The organism is Paenibacillus sp. JGP012 (assembly GCF_014203995.1).
GTDB lineage: Bacteria > Bacillota > Bacilli > Paenibacillales > Paenibacillaceae > Paenibacillus > Paenibacillus silvae.
In genome coordinates this window covers 184706-201676 of sequence record NZ_JACHKG010000002.1, presented here as the reverse complement: position 1 = coordinate 201676, position 16971 = coordinate 184706, and the positions used below count along the sequence as shown (strand labels likewise).

Here is a 16971-nt window from a genome sequence, read left to right as displayed (position 1 = left end):
ATAAATGATGATAACGATACAAGTACTTCAAGTACCCTCTGTTATACCCGAAGCATACTGGGATCTTTTTCTGTCATCCGTCTCTGAAGAGCGGCGGGTACAGGCTGCACGCTTCATACATCAAGCCGATGCGTATCGCTCTGTGCTGGGTGAGGTATTGACCCGGGTGACGTTAAGTGAATTAACTGGACTGCCAAGGAAGGAGCTTTCTTTTTCACGTAATGCCTACGGAAAGCCCTGTCTTATGCAAGATCCGAAGGTGCAATTCAATGTCTCCCACTCCGGGGACTGGGTTGCTCTAATCTCTGGCGGGACAGATGAACTCGGTGTAGATGTGGAAAAAATAAGTCCGATCGACCTGCAGATCGCAGAGCGCTTCTTCTCTCCACAAGAGAATACGTATCTGGCAGCAATGCCAGCCGATCAACAGTTAAATACCTTCTATCGCCTATGGACGCTAAAGGAGAGCTACATTAAAGCTATAGGCATGGGCTTGTCAATGCCCCTGAACTCCTTCGCCATTCTTCCGAATATTCTGGAGCATGGAGAGCTTGACTGGAGCTGCAAGCAAGATGGGCAAAGCGTTCCGCATCGCTTCTACAGTCACCCTTTGGATGAGCAGCATATGCTCGCCTCCTGTGCTGCCGAAGGAGAGTTGCCAGCCCAGCCTGAGATCGTAACGGTAGAGAGTCTATGTGCAGAGCTTGTCTAAGGAAGGCGCATGCGTAGCCAAAAACTTTGACGGATTAAAAAAGAGGAGCGAGTTCACCCGGTAATAAAACACTCCGGTGATTCGCTCCTTCTTCTGTAATACGATTATCGACAGTATTCATGAAATGCAGCTTGCTCGCTCCATTTACATCCTTCAACGATCCAGCTGCTTTGCCACGGACTCGGACCCTGCCCTTGACCGGGAGGGACTCTTCGCCATAGCCGATGTCCCGCCAATCGGCTTCTTCCGAATTGTAGCCGCTGCGTCCGCATCGCGGATCATCAGAGCGAACCAGAGCCCAATGAACAGAAATGCAGCTGCTCCTAGCAAAGCCAGACGGTATGCTGTCATATTCGGCTCCAGTGTACCTGTCGCAGTCACCGTGGTTGTACCTGCAACCGCCAGAACAGCCGAGAGTATCGCCATGCCGATTGCGGAACCCAGACGATTTTGCACCGTGAACCAGGTCGAAGCCCGTCCCATAGCAGCAGACGGAATCTGAGCGAAGGCCGCAATCTGTACCGCCCCTACGGTCTGTCCCAGAAAGATGCCCACACCGAACAATAAGAAGCGGATGAACCATGGGTTCGTATCCACTGTAATCTGACTAAGGGTAATAAAAATGATTGCCGTACAGATCAATCCCATCGATATGAGCTTGCGGGGGCCCAAACGTGGGTGGCTCCATGGAACAAGCTGTGAAGCTATCATTAATCCGATCGCTTCCGGAAATGTGGTTAGCCCTGTCTCCAGCGCAGAGGCATGCAGCACATGCTGATACATTAACGGAAACACATATAACATGCCCAGCAACCCGGCCGCCCCACATACAGACACCAGACCTGTGTAACGGAAAAGTCGTTGCTTCAGCAGATGCAGATCAAGCAACGGCTGTTTCGCGCGCAGCTCCACCCTAACGAGCAGTGTAAGAAGCAGTATTCCTGTAAGACCCGCCCCCATAATAATTGGCGATGTCCATCCCCGCAGCGGTCCCTGACTTAGCGCATACATCGACAGTGCGAGTCCCGGTGCAGATAATAACCATCCCGGCAGATCCAGTTGACCGGTTCCCTGTTCTCTATGCTCCTTCAGATACAGCATTCCAAAGATCACGGCTGGAATACCTACAGGCAGATTAACATAGAAAATCCAGCGCCACGACAGCTGATCCACAATTAATCCGCTCACAATCGGCCCAAGAGCAGGAGCAAGGGCAATCGGCAGCACCAACATACGAGATACTCTGGCCCGTTCCTGCGGAGGAAAGGCTCGAAATAACATCGCCATGCCTACAGGGGTAAGCAGACCTCCCCCCGCTCCCTGCAAAATACGGAAAAACGTTAGTGTCTCCAGTTGATCAGCTGTAGCACACAGTGCAGAAGATAACGTAAACAGTGCCAGCGCCAACAGGAAGACCCGTTTTGTCCCCCATCGGTCTCCCAGCCATCCCGCCACAGGCAAAAATACAGCCAGGCTGACCAGATACCCTACATTTAAAGTACCCGCAGCCGCTGGAGGAACACCCAGTTCCTCACTGATCGTTCGCAGGGCCACATTCAATACAGTTGCATCCATCGCAACGATAAACATGGCGAGAACATAGACCGTGCCTACAATTTTCTTCGAACCTGACACAAAATTCATCCGTCAGTCTCATGAAGTGACTCCAGTATTCCCGTTTCGCCACATAGACTAAGTGGTCTCATATCAGTCCATTGCTCCGCAATGTAATCCAGACATACACGCCGTTTGGCCTTACCCAGCATCTGGGTCCAGCCTTTCGGAACTTCAATGGATGCGGGCCAAAGCGAATACTGCCCTTCATCATTCTTTAACACCAGATAACTGCTGTCTTCATAGTCAAAAGGGTTGCTCATCCGTTTATCCTCCTATTTATGTTGAATATTACGCTTGTTGTTCAGCATCTCCAGCTTGGCGGCAAGGGTACGGCAGATTTCCTCCAATGGCCCGGGCTGACAAAGGTCTTTGTGACGACAGGCAATATCATGACGCTCCAGATATCCTCCAATAAATGCATTCCACATTTCCGGCTCGATCGGATCAAACCAGTCAGGAATAATGGTGGAGCGGAAGAAGATCAAATCCCCTTCGAATCGGGATGGGGTATAAGCCCCCAGGATGCGAACAGAATTTTCATAGGTTCTCCGCAGCTTCCGGATCGTCTCTTCGCTCAAGCTCGCCAGTGCACTGCCTTCGCTGCGAAGTATTCGCATGGCTGTAGTCATACTCAGCGGCTCATCTCCAATGCTGTCCGGATCGTACCCGCCAAGTGCCAGCAGAGCCGTTAATGCCTCTGCTTCGTCAGGCTCCCCGCGAATGGGAAGATAATGACTCGGATATGCATCCAGCATGGCAAGAAACTCTACTTCCTCTCCTTCGGACTGGAGCTGCACAGCCATCGCCTGGGCAACGTTCCCCCCGAGTGACCAGCCAAGCAAACGATATGGCCCCTCAGGCTGCACAGACCGCAGGTGTTGGATATAATCTGCCGTCATCTCTTCCAGTGTCATTGGAAGTTCCTCATACTCGGCAATGCCCCTTGCCTGCAGCCCGTACAGCGGATACTCCATGCCCAGATGTTTCATTAATCCGGCATAACACCAACTAAGCCCTCCTGCCGGATGAACACAGAATACAGGCAGATGCTGCCCATGCGTCCTAAGCGGCAACAGCACTTGCAACGAGCTGTCACCGGAGTACTCTCCCATCTCCAATCGCTCGGCCAGTCCAGCTACCGTCGCGGATTCGAACAAAATGCCTATGCCTGGCTCTATGCCCATTGCTTCACGGATTCGACTCATCAGGCGCACAGCAAGCAGCGAATGGCCGCCCAATTCGAAAAAACTGTCATCTATGCTTACACTCCGCAAGCCTAATACTTCAGCAAACAAATCACACAGAATTTGCTCCTGCGGGTTACGTGGCGCTCGGCCATCGACCGTTAGCTGTATTTCGGGTGCAGGCAATGCTTTACGATCCAGCTTGCCATTGGGCGTAAGCGGCAGAACCTTCATCACCACAACCGCAGAAGGTACCATGTAATCGGGAAGGCTTGCTGCTGCATGCCTTCGGAGTGCTGCTGTCTCCAGGCCGGCTTCTACATCCGGTGCTGGAACAACGTAAGCGACCAGGCGTTTATCCCCCGGTTGGTCTTCACGAACGATAACGGCCGCCTGCGCGACACCTGAATGTCTTGCCAGTACAGCCTCAATCTCGCCAAGCTCAATGCGGAACCCGCGGATTTTCACCTGCTGATCCGCTCGTCCCAGATAATCAAGCGAACCATCGTGCAGCCGTTTTGCCAAGTCTCCTGTACGATACATTCGTGTGCCTGCCGGGCCATATGGATCGGCAACGAATCGCTCGGCCGTGAGATCAGGCCTTCCCCAGTACCCGCGAGCCAGACCAGCCCCGGCCACATACATCTCTCCGGTTACCCCGTTCGGCACAGGCCTCAGATGATCATCCAGTACATAAACGCGCAGGTCTGGAATAGCACATCCGATCCAGCTGCTTGCCCCCTCTGCCGAGCTGCCTGCGTGCAGCTCCTTGTAACTGACATGAACCGTTGTTTCAGTAATACCGTACATATTGATGAGCCTTGGCGCATGATCTGCATGACGTTCATACCAGTCGTGCAAACGTCCCAGCTCCAGCGCCTCCCCTCCAAAGATCACATAGCGGAGCGCCAATTGCTGTCCCCAGGCCGGATTTTCTCTGTCTGCCTGCATGAGCTGGTAGAACGCAGATGGTGTCTGGTTCAGAACAGTAACTTGTTCCTCCGCAAGCAGCTGCAAAAAGGCTCCAGGCGACCGGCTGATTTCGTGCGGAATGACAACCAATCGTCCGCCGTGCAGCAGCGGCCCCCAAATCTCCCAGACAGAGAAATCAAAAGCATACGAATGGAACAACGTCCACACATCATGCTCGTTAAAATGGAACCAGTGCTGCGTAGCATCCAACAACCGGATGACATTCGCGTGTGGAATCACAACACCTTTCGGTTTCCCGGTCGAACCCGAGGTATAGATCATATATGCCGGGCTCAACGGCGTTACCCGTGCGTTCCGTTCATCGTCTGCGGGATTCCGCTCATCCATTGATTCCAGTTGCCGCAACGTATCCGGATCATCCATGTTAATACATTCAATGCCATCTATCTGCGGCAGTGAAGCATATACCTCTGTATTTGTAATCATCACTTTCGGCTCTGCGTCCGTCAGCATATGTGTTAACCGGTCTGCCGGATAGTTTGGATCAAGTGGCAGATAAGCTGCACCTGTTTTGAGTACAGCGAGAATGGCTACGACCATCTCCACGGAACGAGGCAAGGCCAGTGCCACCATCTGTTCCGCTCCTACACCCTCTGCGAGCAAACGTCTCGCAAGTCGATTTGCCTGTACATTCAGTTCCCTGTAAGTGATACGGTCATTCCCGCAGTGGAGGGCTATCGAACTTGCATGAGCGGCAGCCTGCACTTCGAAACGCTCGGCTATCGTCCATTGTGGAGACTGATCGAATACAGCAGTCCATTCCTTTTCAAGATGCGTGTACTCTGTCGGTGTAACCAGATCGAATCGGCCAATACCGATATCCATCTGCTGCACGGCCTGTTCAAGCAACTGCAACAGCCGAATCACCAGTTCACTAGCAGTCGATTCACGATAGAGGTCTGTACTGTACTCCAGCAGCCCATCTATTCCCGCTGGTTGTCCGTTCTGCTCCCTTTTCTCCGTCAATTCAAACGTCATGTCAAATTTGGATGAACCTACACTCCGGATATGAGCGTCTGCTTCAATGCCTGGCAGATCAAGACAGATGTCCGGCGTATTTTGCAGCACCAGCATCACCTGAAAGAGCGGATGTTTGGCACGAGATCTGGATGGGTTCAGCACTTCTACCAGCCGTTCAAAGGGTACATCCTGATGCTCGTAAGCAGCCAGGTCAGCTTCACGCACGCGAGCAAGCAGCTCTCTGAAGGTAGGGTCACCCGAAGTGTCTGTACGCAGCACCAGCGTATTGATGAACATGCCGACAACATCATCCAGCGCATCGTCACTTCGTCCGGCAATCGGCGTGCCAATCGCAATATCCGTTCCTGCTCCCATTCCGGTAAGTAATGCCGTTAACGCCGCATGAAGAACCATGAAGAGACTAGTCTTATTTTCCTGAGCAATAACCATAAGTTGCTCATGCAGGGGTTGACTGATTGTAAAAGGTATAACGCCCCCTTGGTAGCTGGACACCACTGGACGGGCATAGTCTGCCGGAAATGTGACTTGCTCCGGTATGCCTGCGAGCCGGTCTGTCCAGAACTCGAACTGCCTCGCGATCAGACTGTCCTTATGCTGCTCATCCCCCAGCAGCCTTTGCTGCCACACTGCATAGTCCGCATATTGAATGCGCAGGGGCTCCCAATCGGGTGCCGCCCCACTCAGACGAGCCGTATAAGCTTCAGACAAATCCCGGATGAGCCGTGACAAGGACCAGCCATCCCCTGCAATATGATGAACAAGCAGCAGCAGCGCATATTCATCCGCATCCAGATGGAACAATTCCGCTCGTATGCCTGGCTCTGAACTAAGCTCGAAGCTATAACCCGACGCTTCCGAGAGCAATGCTGGAAGCTCCTCAGCTGAAGTCCGGGTGAATTTCATGTTCAGGTTCACCTCGGCTGCACGAAGAATATGCTGGCTCGCCGCACCCAGGTCTGGTGGATACAATGTGCGCAACGTCTCATGGCGATCAACAACATCCTGCAAGGCATCTCTTAGAGCATCCACATTCAGCTTTCCTGTCAACCGGGCAACCCATGGAATATTGTAGGTCGGATTAGCCCCCTCCAGGCAATAGAGGAACCATAACCGTTGCTGGGCAAAGGAAAGCGGAAGCTGCCCCTCGCGCAAGACAGGCTGAATTACCGGTCTGACGGAATGGGTCTGATCCAGTTTTCTGGCAAGTCCTGCTACTGTCGGCGATTCAAACACCGTTCCGATATTCAGCTCTGCGCCAAATACCTCCCTGACCCGAGCTATAATTCGACCAGCCAGCAGGGAATGCCCGCCCAACTCGAAGAAATCATCATCAATACTTACCTTGGCTACACCCAGAATTTCGGCAAACAGGCTGCATAACATCTCTTCCTGCGGTGTACGAGCCTCCCTCCCGGCTGGATTGGATGCCGTAGACGGGACAGGAAGCTGTTTCCGATCAATTTTTTTGTTCGGAGTCAGCGGCATCTCGGGCAGCAGCATGAAGGCAGAGGGCACCATATAATCCGGCAATGCATCCGCTACACATGCTCTGATATCAGACAGATTGATTTCAGCCTGACATTCTCCAGCCTCAGCCACGATATAAGCGGCTAGACGTGGGTTTCCCGGCTGATCCTCACGTGCGATAACCGTAACCTGTGCCACACCCGGATAACTCGCGATGATCGACTCGATCTCTCCCAGCTCAATGCGGAAACCTCTGATCTTGATCTGATGATCTGCCCGGCCCAAATAATCAATAGAGCCATCCGGCAACCATTGAGCGAGATCACCTGTGCGGTACATCCGACTCCCCGGCTGTCCATAAGGGTTAGCGACAAAGCGTTCTGCCGTCAGATCCGGTCGGCCCAAATATCCCCGCGCAAGTCCCTCTCCTGCAATATACAATTCTCCTGCTACACCCGGAGGCACAGGCTGCATGCTCTGATCCAGTACATAGAGTTGTGTGTTACGTACCGGACCACCAATATTCGGCTTGCCTGATTGACCCGTCCCCAGCGATGCAGCTGTTGAATAGATCGTCGTTTCGGTTGGCCCGTACTGGTTATTGACCTGGCAACCCAACCCTTCCAGTGACAGCTTTAACTCCTCCGTCAGAGCTTCTCCGCCTGTAATTACCGTTAGCCCGTCGAACCTTCCAGGCCGACTCATGACCAGAGACTTCCATAATGTCGGCGTAGCCTGCATAATCGTAGTCTCCTGCTTTCGCATTTTCCCGGCCAGTGCGACCGGATCAAGGATGGTGTCCTTTGGCGCGATATCCAGTCTCGCCCCTGTCGTCAGTGGCAGGAAGATTTCCAGTACGGAGATGTCAAAAGCAATCGTAGTCACCGACAGCCAGCGGTCCTGCGGACCGACCTGCAATCTCGTCTTCATGTCTTCCAGCAGATTGGCTAGTCCCAGATGGGTCACAGCCACACCCTTGGGCTTGCCCGTGGAACCGGAAGTATAGATCAGATAGGCAGGATTGAGCAGAGATGCTTTGCTCGGCAGATCATCACCTTCCGGATTGCTTCCAGACCGACAGCATAGTGCCTGTTCAATATCGGGTTGATTCATGACGAGAATCGGTACACCATACGTCTGCGGAAGATAAGCAAGGTTGTCCATCACTGTCACTACACAAGAAGGTTCGGCATCCTCGATCATGTAGATCAGGCGGTCTTCGGGATAATCAGGGTCAAGCGGCAGATAGGCGGCCCCCGTCTTGTGAACAGCCAGAATCGCGATAACTACGTCCAATGAACGAGGCATCGCAATGCCAACCACCTGCTCCGGTCCTGCCTCATAGACCTGTATCAGTTCATGTGCCAGTTGATTCGCACGTTCATTCAACTCCGCATAGGTCAACGCTTCTCCTTCGAATGTTATGGCAGTCGCATGAGGGGTCCGCCTAACCTGCTGTTCAAATAATGCTGCCGAGTTCCACTCCGCGACGGCATGATTCGTTTGGTTCCATCCCTCCAACACTTGTTTGCGCTCGGCAGGAAGCAGAATGTCCAGTTGTGCAATTGCTTTGTTGGCACATCCTTCTGAAATCATGGAATGCAGGAGCTGTTCATAGCGAAGCCGATGCATACGCAATTCCGATTCGGTATAGATGGAAGGGTTGGCATCCAACGTAATACTCATTCCTCGGCGATGTCCTTGGTCCACAATATGAATGGACAGATCATCTACGGGACCCGTGGACAGATTATGAATCATGCCGCGTGCGCCTGCAAAATTCAATTCATGATGGAAAGGCATCACATTAATCATCGGCCCATACAGACGCCGGTTCTCTCCCAGCAGCTTGAGATCCCGCCGCAGATCCTGATGCCGGTATCGCTGGTGCTTGCGTACAGCCCGAATCTCCATCACGATCTGTCCGATCAACTCAGACAACGCCATCTGCGAATGTACAGTCAATCGCAGTGGAAGCACATTCATGACCATGCCCGGGACACGCAGCGACGCCGAACCCAGACGACACATGACAGGCAAGGCCAAAATCACATCGGTTGACCCTGTCATCCGGTGTACATAGATGGCTGTCGCCGCAACACACAGATCTGACCAGGTCGCACCAAACCTGCTCGCTGCTGCTTGCATCTGCTCCCGCTGGGATGGCGTAATCACTGCACATTGCCGCAGGAACCCCGTTGAAGTCAGCGATGCACGATGACCCAGACTCACAACATCCGGTGCATCTGCATATCGGTTAATCCAGAACTGTTGATCCTCTTCTTGTTCGATAGAGCCTGAGTAGGCATCATCTTCTTCGAGCACAGAAGTGAGCGGGCCAAATGCTGTTGTACCTTGTGCCTTTGCTGTATTCTGTGCTGCACCCTCTCCCTGGATGCTTGCCGAATACAAGCTGGCGACCCTGCGTGTGATCAGGGATACACCATACCCATCAATGGCTATATGGTGGATGCGCTGGTACCAGTAATACCGTTCCTCACTCACCCGGAACAAAGCCTCTGTGAAAAGTAGACCAATCGCCAGATTAACAGGTCGTCTCAGGTCCTGCTTCATCCATTCCAACGCAGCCGCATGAGGATCAGCCTGATCACGGACATCCATGACATGGAATGTCCAATCATTCATGTTGGCGCGCAGCGATTGCCACGGGCCTTGCTCATTTTCGCCATACACCATATTGAGTGATTCGGCTTCCATCACGGTCTGACGTACGCTTTCCTCAAAAAGTCCAGGATGGATCTGCCCCTCAATAACCACATACTCGGCAGTGTTGTACATCGGATTGTCGGGATTTAACTGTTGGGCATACCAGATGCCAGACTGTGCAGAAGACAAAGGCCAAGCTGTGTTCCGACGTTGCGACAACTGCACCGCCCCGCTCAAAAGTAGTCTCCGTTCAGCAGCACTTTCGGTTGGGCGTTATCCAGAATTGCTACCCACGCTGCCAATGTTGGCTGCTCCGCCAGATCGACAAAGGTAACCTCGGCTCCTTCCGCACGAAAACGCTCGGCCAGACTCATCATGCGAATGGAATCCATTCCCCAGCTGTGAACCAGATCATCATGCATTCCAATCGAATCGGGCTGCACTTGCAAAAGATTGGCAATCTGAAGCTGTAATGCTTTCAGCCTTGCTTGATCAACACCTTCTTGTCCAGCTGCACCCGATTGCGCGGACTCTTCTGATTGCTCCTTATCCTCACCTTGACCATTATCACGCGCTTCGGGTGTAACTGCACCTCCAGTTTGGGCTGAGGCTGACGCATTCAGCAACGAAACCGAACGTTCGGTTGTCAGTGTTACCGCACAACGCTCTGCCGCGTACGTCAGCGCCATTCGATGTTTTTCCAACGAAAAATCAGCAACCGCATCGGCAACCAGAAACGCCTGAATGTCACGCATAAATGCTTCGCAGGACGTCATCAGGCATCCGATATGCGCATATATGCCGCAGATAATTAACTGATCCCGACCCTGCTTCTGCATGAACTCAAGCAGTTCCGTCTTCTGAAAGGCGCTGTATCGCCATTTAGTTATGAAGGTGTCCTGTGGAGCGGGAGCAAGGGATTCTACAATTTCTTTTTGTACTGCTCCGCCATCGATGCCCGCACCCCAGAAGTCCAGCTGCAGCCCGCGTTCCTCCGGTGTCTGTCCGCCAGGTTGAGCCGAGTAGACTACAGGAATGCCAAGCTTGTGACACGTTGAACGAAGCTTTGTAATATGATCGATCATCTCCACTACCGGAGAGGCTCCCGGCGTAAATGCATTCATGAAATAGTTCTGCATATCGTGGATCAAAAGTACTGCACGCTTTGCATCCGGTGTCCAGGCAACCTTGTTGACCGGGAGCTCCGATGCTACAGGCATTTCATATGGTTGAATCACTGGAAGTGCCATGAATATCCCTCTTTTCAGCTTTATTTATCAGATCATGTCCAGCCATATCAGTTAACGGATAAAGTACAACGTCATCTCGATTGAAATTTTCTACTAATTTGATGCAGCTTGCTCGGTAGTCAACATCTCCCTTAATGCTTTTTTGCTGACCTTGCCCACTTGGGTCTTCGGAAAAACGTCCACCATCTCAAACCGATCCGGGATTTTATAACTCGCCAGGCCCCGATTTCGCAAAAAGGATTTGATCTCGGCCACCGACAGCGTGTCACCGCTTGGCACAATAAAGGCACAAGATCGTTCACCCAAATATTCATCCGGCATGGATACCAAGGCAGCATCATGAACACCAGGATGGGCCAGCAGATGGTTTTCCACCTCTTCGGCAGCCACTTTATCCCCGCCACGGTTAATCTGATCCTTCGCTCGTCCTTCAACTACGAGATATCCATCAGCCGTCAGGCTCGCAATATCTCCTGTACGATAGAAGCCATCCGTCGTAAACGATCTGGCGTTATGCTCCTCCGCCTTGTAATACCCACGGATGGTATAAGGGCCGCGTGTCAGCAGGTGTCCGGCTTGTCCCTGTTCCACCTCAACATCTTCGTCATCCACAATCCTCACCTCATCATATGGAGACATCGGTCTCCCTTGTGTATGGGTGATGACGTATTCAGAATCATCCAGACGTGTGTAGTTCACCAGCCCTTCAGCCATGCCAAACACCTGCTGCAATGTACAACCAAACACCGGTTTGACACGTGCCGCCGCCTCTGCACTAAACTTGGCTCCTCCGACCTGAAGCACCTGGAGCGACGGAAGACGGATTCCCCGAGCTGCTGCTGCATTCAGCCAGACAAGAGCCAGCGGCGGCACCAGAGCTGTAATGGTTACCTGATGGCGTATAATCAGCGGAAAGGCTTCATCGGGGCTTGATCCCCGTGACAGGACAATCGTACCGCCGGCGTACAACGTGCCCAGAATGCCGGGTGAGCTCATTGGATAGTTATGAGCTACAGGCAGAACTGCCAGATAAACGCTATCTGGATGGAGGCCACATACCTCGACACTTCTCCGCAAGCTGTAGATGTAGTCGTCATGTGTACGGGGAATCATTTTAGGCAATCCGGTGCTTCCACCCGATAATTGCAGGAAAGCTACATCTGAGGATGTTGGCGCATCCGGCAGGCTGATTGGCTCTGCGTAAACATCTTCCAACGCGGTAAAAGGCCCGGCCTCTCCTGTGACGAAAATATGCCGAAGTTCCGGAACCTCGGCCTGTACCTCCTCCGCCAATGTGCGATAGTCAAATCCACCATCGTGATCCGGGATGATATAGGATACAGCCTCGGAGAAACGGGCGAAATATGTGATTTCGCTTTTTCGATGCAAGGGAAGCGCAAAAACAGGCAGTGCACCGATGTGGAATAAAGCAAAACATACCTCAACAAACGCCGTAATATTCGGCAGTTGAACAATGACCCGGTCATGCTTCCGTATCCCCTTGCCATACAAACCGGAAGCTAATCGAGTCACCCGATCATTCAGTTCTGTATACGTGAGCTGGTGCTTACCGCTAATAACGGCTACCCGATTGCCATATAAATCCGCACGCTGGCGAAGCATTTCCCCAAACGTAATTCCTTCCCAGCAACCCGCCTTCCGATAAAGCTCTGCATATTCATCAGGCCAAGCCTGATATCCTGACAGCATGACTCAGTCCTCCTTCCGATTGGACACCGTTGAATCCAAACCCATCGCAAGCAGCATCGTTCTGAACTTGGCATCCGTCTCTGCCAGCTCTGCTTCTGCCGTAGATTCAGCTACAATACCCGCTCCAGCAAACAACTTCACCGTTCTACCTTGCACTTCGGCACATCGAATGGTTACGGCCCACTCGCCATCCCCCTTACTGTCACACCAGCCCACCATTCCTGTGAACAATCCCCTGTCGAACGGCTCTTGTTCCTTAATGACTTCCCGAGCAATCTGTACAGGCGTTCCACAAATAGCAGGTGTCGGGTGCAGTGCCAATGCCAGCTCCATTGATGTAGTAGCAGGGTCCATCAGTTCCCCGTGTATTTCCGTGGATAGATGCCACATTGTGCACGTCTGGATCAGGGAAGGCTCTGCGGGAACGGACAAGTGTTTACATAGAGGCCCCAGCGCCATCACTACCGCCTCAATGACCAAGGCATGCTCATGCCGATCCTTGGCTGAAGCCAGCAACGCCTCTGCTCGGCGACGATCTTCCGCCGGGTCGTCACTGCGTGCGGCCGAACCTGCCAGCGGGTTGACTCTTACGCTGGAGCCATGGCGAGTGACCAACAGTTCAGGGCTTGCTCCAATGAAGGTACGACTGGGTTTATTTTCAACCGGTGTGTATGTTTTATTGGATTGTTTGTACGTTGTTACATGATTTTCAACTTGATCTATATCTCTCATTGGAACAGCAAATGTATAACCGTGCGTATTGTCCTTGAACAAGTTAAGCAGCAACTGGTGCGTGTTTACAACCGTCTGCGAAGTTACCTCCAGCGTACGGGATAACACGACTTTGTGCAGATCGCCCTCGTTCAGATCAACCAATATGTTTTTCACGCTTTGCTTGTACACTGTACCCGCAGGAACCTCAACGACCTCACAACCTGCCGCAGCCGGAAGTTTGGGGATAAATGTACGTGGCTCCGAGGGCAGAGGTGCAGCCCACTGCACTGTCTCTGGCACATATAGCTCGGCAGCAGAGTTGATTGGATCGAAAGGAATTGCCCCCACCACCAGCGGGTTCGATTGACCCGATTGCTTCGCCTGCTCCATGAGCTGTTGAATCCGCTCAATGAACAATCGACACTCTTCTTTATATTTCTGTTCTGTACTCTTGCCATTCACAGTGGATTGAATTGCACTGGCAGTTTCCTTCGCAAACCAACGAATCTGTTCTCCTTGCGCAAGCAAGGTATGCTGTGGTGAAGACCAAAAAAAGGACGTGCCCTCCCGATATTGCTCCAGAAGGTCTATGGCAGAAGTTGCTGCTATAACCATACCCGCTTTTGACATGACTCATCATCTCCTTATCTTGATTCAGACGCCGAGTGTGGCGCCTCCGTCCACACACAGATTATGCATCGTAATATGTCTGGCTTGATCCGATATCAGGAAAATAACAGCATCCGCAATATCGGATGGCAATGCCATTCTGTTCAGCGGAATGCCCAGACGAAAGGTTTGCAGCGAACCCGCAATCACTGCCTCTGCTCCATCCTCCTCCTGCCACAAGGCTCTTTGCATGGGTGTATCCGTTGAACCCGGAGAGACAATGTTGCAGCGAATGTGCTGGTTGGCATACTCCAGCGCCAGACATTTGGTGAACATGGTCGAAGCGGCTTTGGAGGCAGCGTATGCCGACATATGCATTCGCGGAACACTCGCAGCATTCGAACCTACGGTAACCACCGCTCCCGTTTGGCGTTTAGACATATTTCTCACGACCGCACGCGACATGTAAAATACACCATGTGTATTCACGTCAAACGTCCTCGTCCATTCCTCATCCGTCAGCTCACTCACTGGCCCAGCGTGCAGCACACCCGCAGCATTCACGAGAATGCCAATGGGACCCACGTTCTCTTCGATTTGTTGGACTGTATCTTCAACGGCTTGACGATCCGATACATCAGCAACGCAGGCTATGGCCTGATGGCCCTGACTATGCAAATCAGTGACCAGTTGGCTCAGGACAGCCTCCTGTTGATCCACCAGAGCAACGATAGCGCCATACTGTGCAAGCAATCTCGCCACCGCTTCACCAATCCCTTGCGCAGCACCCGTGACCACGGCCACGTTTCCATCGATTCCTGTGTAGCTCACCTCATGTACCTCCTTATGACCCATCGTCTTCTAAAACGTCCTTCATTTCTTGCCTTCTATGACTCCGGACTACAGGCAAAACGCAACGTACGACTAATTAGAAAAGGCAGTACTGAAACATGATTCTCTTCTTCAAACTCGGTATACGTGATGTCTAGCCCTGGCTGCTTCAATGCAGACAAGCGTTCCGTAAGACTCGATGCCTTGTCATTGTTACGGGCCGGATGTTTCTTCTCGTGTTCGCCCATACCAATCCACACCCTGACGTGTACCGGATGCTGCCCCAGCCTTGCAACGAATTCCTGTTCCTCCGCTTGCATGACCTCCTGATTCCAGTGCAGCGAGGGACTGCCCGCGATGTAGTATCGAAAAGCCTCCGGCTTGGTGAACAACGCATGAATTACAAACAAACCGCCAAGCGAGTGTCCAAAGATGGCCTGTCTATCCCGATCAATCTGAAACTGCTGCTCCATATCCGGCTTCAGCTCTTCTTCAATAAACCGCAAGAACTCATCAGCGCCGCCTTGTTCCGGTATAGGTGTACCATCGGGTCTTCGGGTATATTTCGTCGTTGCTTTTGGTGTAAAGTCGTAGTACCGATGAGGAGAAAAGGGAGCCGCGATCGGGTACCCTATACCTACGATGATTGCCGGAATTGCCCCTGTCTTCTCTGGTCTGCGTCCCTGCACACGAACGGCTTCCACCATGGTTCCGAATACGGAATTGGCATCGAGCAAATAAATGACCGGGTAACCGGATGGGGGCGGAGGTTCAACAGGTTTGAATACCATGATCTGATAGTCATGGTGCCCTGTGCGTGATTTCATGGTCCATTGTTCGGCATGAGGAATTTCAACGTTACTGCGTACAATATGCTCAAGGTTACCGGAAGGGGTTAGATCGGGCTGAAACGTCATTACGGATGGGGCCTCCTCGTTGTTCTGTTTATATAAGTTGAAAATTGAACTGCACATTTTATATGAGATTGATTCTCATTACCAATTATAAAAGAGTCGACCCTACTGTCCCATGGACGATATCCAGAAATCATTTTGATTATTTCCATATTTATGTCATATGGCGGTGTTGGCTATCCAACAAAAAACTCCCTCAGTACACACTGGAACCATGGACTATCATCCGGTTCTCGGCACTCATAGGGAGTTTTACTATTCAGATTATTGTGTTAACGCCTTTAACGTATCATCAATGACATGACTATAGGCAATCAGGCCACTACCCAGCCACGGAGCCGACTCGACCGCGTATACATGCCCCGCTTGCACCGCAGGCATGCTTTTCCATACGTTCGTTTCCGTCATTTCCTTCATATTGCCAGCACCTTGTTCCACGGTAAAAATAAAATCAGCATCGATCTCGGGTAATACCTCGGTGGATACGATGGCGCTATTCTCCGTCTCAACCAATGCCGGTTTACCAAGTCCCAGCTGCTCGTATACGACATACCCGCTGAAGTAGTTGCCACCCATCATGCTGATGCCACGCGGGGCAAAACGGATAATGGCTGCTTTCTTGCCTTCGGCTACTTTCGCAAGTTCAGCTTTGGCTGATTCTACCTTCGCATGGTAGGTTTCAATAGCCTTTTCGGCTTCAGCCGTTTTGCCCAGCAGATCACCGATGACCTGCAAAGACTTCTCTACGTCACCCGAAGCATTCGTAAATACGTAGGTTGGTGCAATCTTGGAGTAACTCTCATATACCCCATTCTCCGCATACTGGGCCGTATGCAAAATAATAAAATCCGGATTATACGACATCAGTGCCTCTGGTGAAGGCAAGCCACTGGAGAAATCAAGTGTAGGCACATCACTGAGTTGATCCTGTAAATAGACATGACCTTTTGTACCACTCGCCCATTGGGCTACGGGCTTCACACCAAGAGTCAACAGGGAATCTTCCAGATACGGTGCAAATACTCGTTCTGTATTCGCAGGTACAAGCACATCATGCCCCAAGTCGTCTTTTACAGTTCGGATACCCGTCGTTTCTGGCTCCTGATCTTTCTCTACAGCCGTCTCGGTCGAGGCCGTTGTTAAACTCTCCGTTGCACGCTGCTCCTCCTGAGCCGCTCCGGTATTGTTCTCGGACTCTGCCCCACAGGCGGACAACAGTCCTGTAATCAACACTAGTAAGATTAGGGCTGAAAGCCGGGTGCTGCGGAATTTGTTAACGACAGAACGTTGTTCGCTTCTTTTGAAATCGTGAAACATGTGAC

At 51.9% G+C, this 16971-nt stretch carries 10 protein-coding genes; 1 reads left to right on the top strand and 9 read right to left on the bottom strand.

Annotated features, from left to right (window positions below; genetic code table 11):
* Positions 1-7: 7 nt before the first annotated feature.
* On the top strand, positions 8-712 hold the full coding sequence (locus HNR77_RS03335) for a 4'-phosphopantetheinyl transferase family protein (protein ID WP_184180759.1): 705 nt from the start codon (positions 8-10) through the stop codon (positions 710-712).
* Positions 713-865: 153 nt separating this feature from the next.
* On the opposite strand, the gene HNR77_RS03330 is transcribed toward HNR77_RS03335, so the two are convergent.
* The 9 genes from HNR77_RS03330 to HNR77_RS03290 form a co-directional block, all read right to left on the bottom strand.
* Positions 866-2356, bottom strand: coding sequence for an MDR family MFS transporter (locus HNR77_RS03330; protein WP_184180757.1), 1491 nt, complete (start codon positions 2354-2356; stop codon positions 866-868).
* Positions 2353-2589, bottom strand: coding sequence for an MbtH family protein (locus HNR77_RS03325; protein ID WP_184180755.1), 237 nt, complete (start codon positions 2587-2589; stop codon positions 2353-2355). Before HNR77_RS03325 ends, HNR77_RS03330 begins: the two co-directional genes overlap by 4 nt.
* Positions 2590-2601: 12 nt before the next feature.
* The gene (locus tag HNR77_RS03320; RefSeq protein WP_184180753.1) at positions 2602-9840 is read right to left on the bottom strand and encodes an amino acid adenylation domain-containing protein; all 7239 of its coding nucleotides are present in this window, start codon (positions 9838-9840) and stop codon (positions 2602-2604) included.
* A 14-nt stretch (positions 9841-9854) separates the two neighbouring features.
* On the bottom strand, positions 9855-10871 hold the full coding sequence (locus HNR77_RS03315) for an isochorismatase family protein (RefSeq protein ID WP_184180751.1): 1017 nt from the start codon (positions 10869-10871) through the stop codon (positions 9855-9857).
* A 93-nt stretch (positions 10872-10964) separates the two neighbouring features.
* Positions 10965-12581: a (2,3-dihydroxybenzoyl)adenylate synthase gene (locus HNR77_RS03310; protein WP_184180749.1), complete on the bottom strand. Its 1617-nt coding sequence runs from the start codon at positions 12579-12581 to the stop codon at positions 10965-10967.
* A 3-nt stretch (positions 12582-12584) separates the two neighbouring features.
* The gene (gene dhbC, locus HNR77_RS03305) at positions 12585-13925 is read right to left on the bottom strand and encodes an isochorismate synthase DhbC (RefSeq protein ID WP_184180747.1); all 1341 of its coding nucleotides are present in this window, start codon (positions 13923-13925) and stop codon (positions 12585-12587) included.
* Positions 13926-13949: 24 nt separating this feature from the next.
* Positions 13950-14735 (bottom strand): 2,3-dihydro-2,3-dihydroxybenzoate dehydrogenase, encoded by a 786-nt coding sequence (locus HNR77_RS03300; protein ID WP_184180745.1) that lies wholly within the window; start codon positions 14733-14735, stop codon positions 13950-13952.
* A 56-nt stretch (positions 14736-14791) separates the two neighbouring features.
* The gene (locus HNR77_RS03295) at positions 14792-15652 is read right to left on the bottom strand and encodes an alpha/beta hydrolase (RefSeq protein WP_184180743.1); all 861 of its coding nucleotides are present in this window, start codon (positions 15650-15652) and stop codon (positions 14792-14794) included.
* A gap of 261 nt (positions 15653-15913) precedes the next feature.
* Positions 15914-16966, bottom strand: coding sequence for an ABC transporter substrate-binding protein (locus HNR77_RS03290; RefSeq protein ID WP_184180741.1), 1053 nt, complete (start codon positions 16964-16966; stop codon positions 15914-15916).
* Between the last annotated feature and the right edge of the window lie 5 nt (positions 16967-16971).

Coding starts and splice junctions, on each gene's coding strand:
- HNR77_RS03315 (WP_184180751.1), bottom strand. CDS start 10,871: ATGGCACTTCCAGTGATTCAACCATATGAAATGCCTGTAGCATCGGAG.
- HNR77_RS03325 (WP_184180755.1), bottom strand. CDS start 2,589: ATGAGCAACCCTTTTGACTATGAAGACAGCAGTTATCTGGTGTTAAAG.
- HNR77_RS03335 (WP_184180759.1), top strand. CDS start 8: ATGATAACGATACAAGTACTTCAAGTACCCTCTGTTATACCCGAAGCA.
- HNR77_RS03295 (WP_184180743.1), bottom strand. CDS start 15,652: ATGACGTTTCAGCCCGATCTAACCCCTTCCGGTAACCTTGAGCATATT.
- HNR77_RS03330 (WP_184180757.1), bottom strand. CDS start 2,356: ATGAATTTTGTGTCAGGTTCGAAGAAAATTGTAGGCACGGTCTATGTT.
- HNR77_RS03310 (WP_184180749.1), bottom strand. CDS start 12,581: ATGCTGTCAGGATATCAGGCTTGGCCTGATGAATATGCAGAGCTTTAT.
- dhbC (WP_184180747.1), bottom strand. CDS start 13,925: ATGTCAAAAGCGGGTATGGTTATAGCAGCAACTTCTGCCATAGACCTT.
- HNR77_RS03290 (WP_184180741.1), bottom strand. CDS start 16,966: ATGTTTCACGATTTCAAAAGAAGCGAACAACGTTCTGTCGTTAACAAA.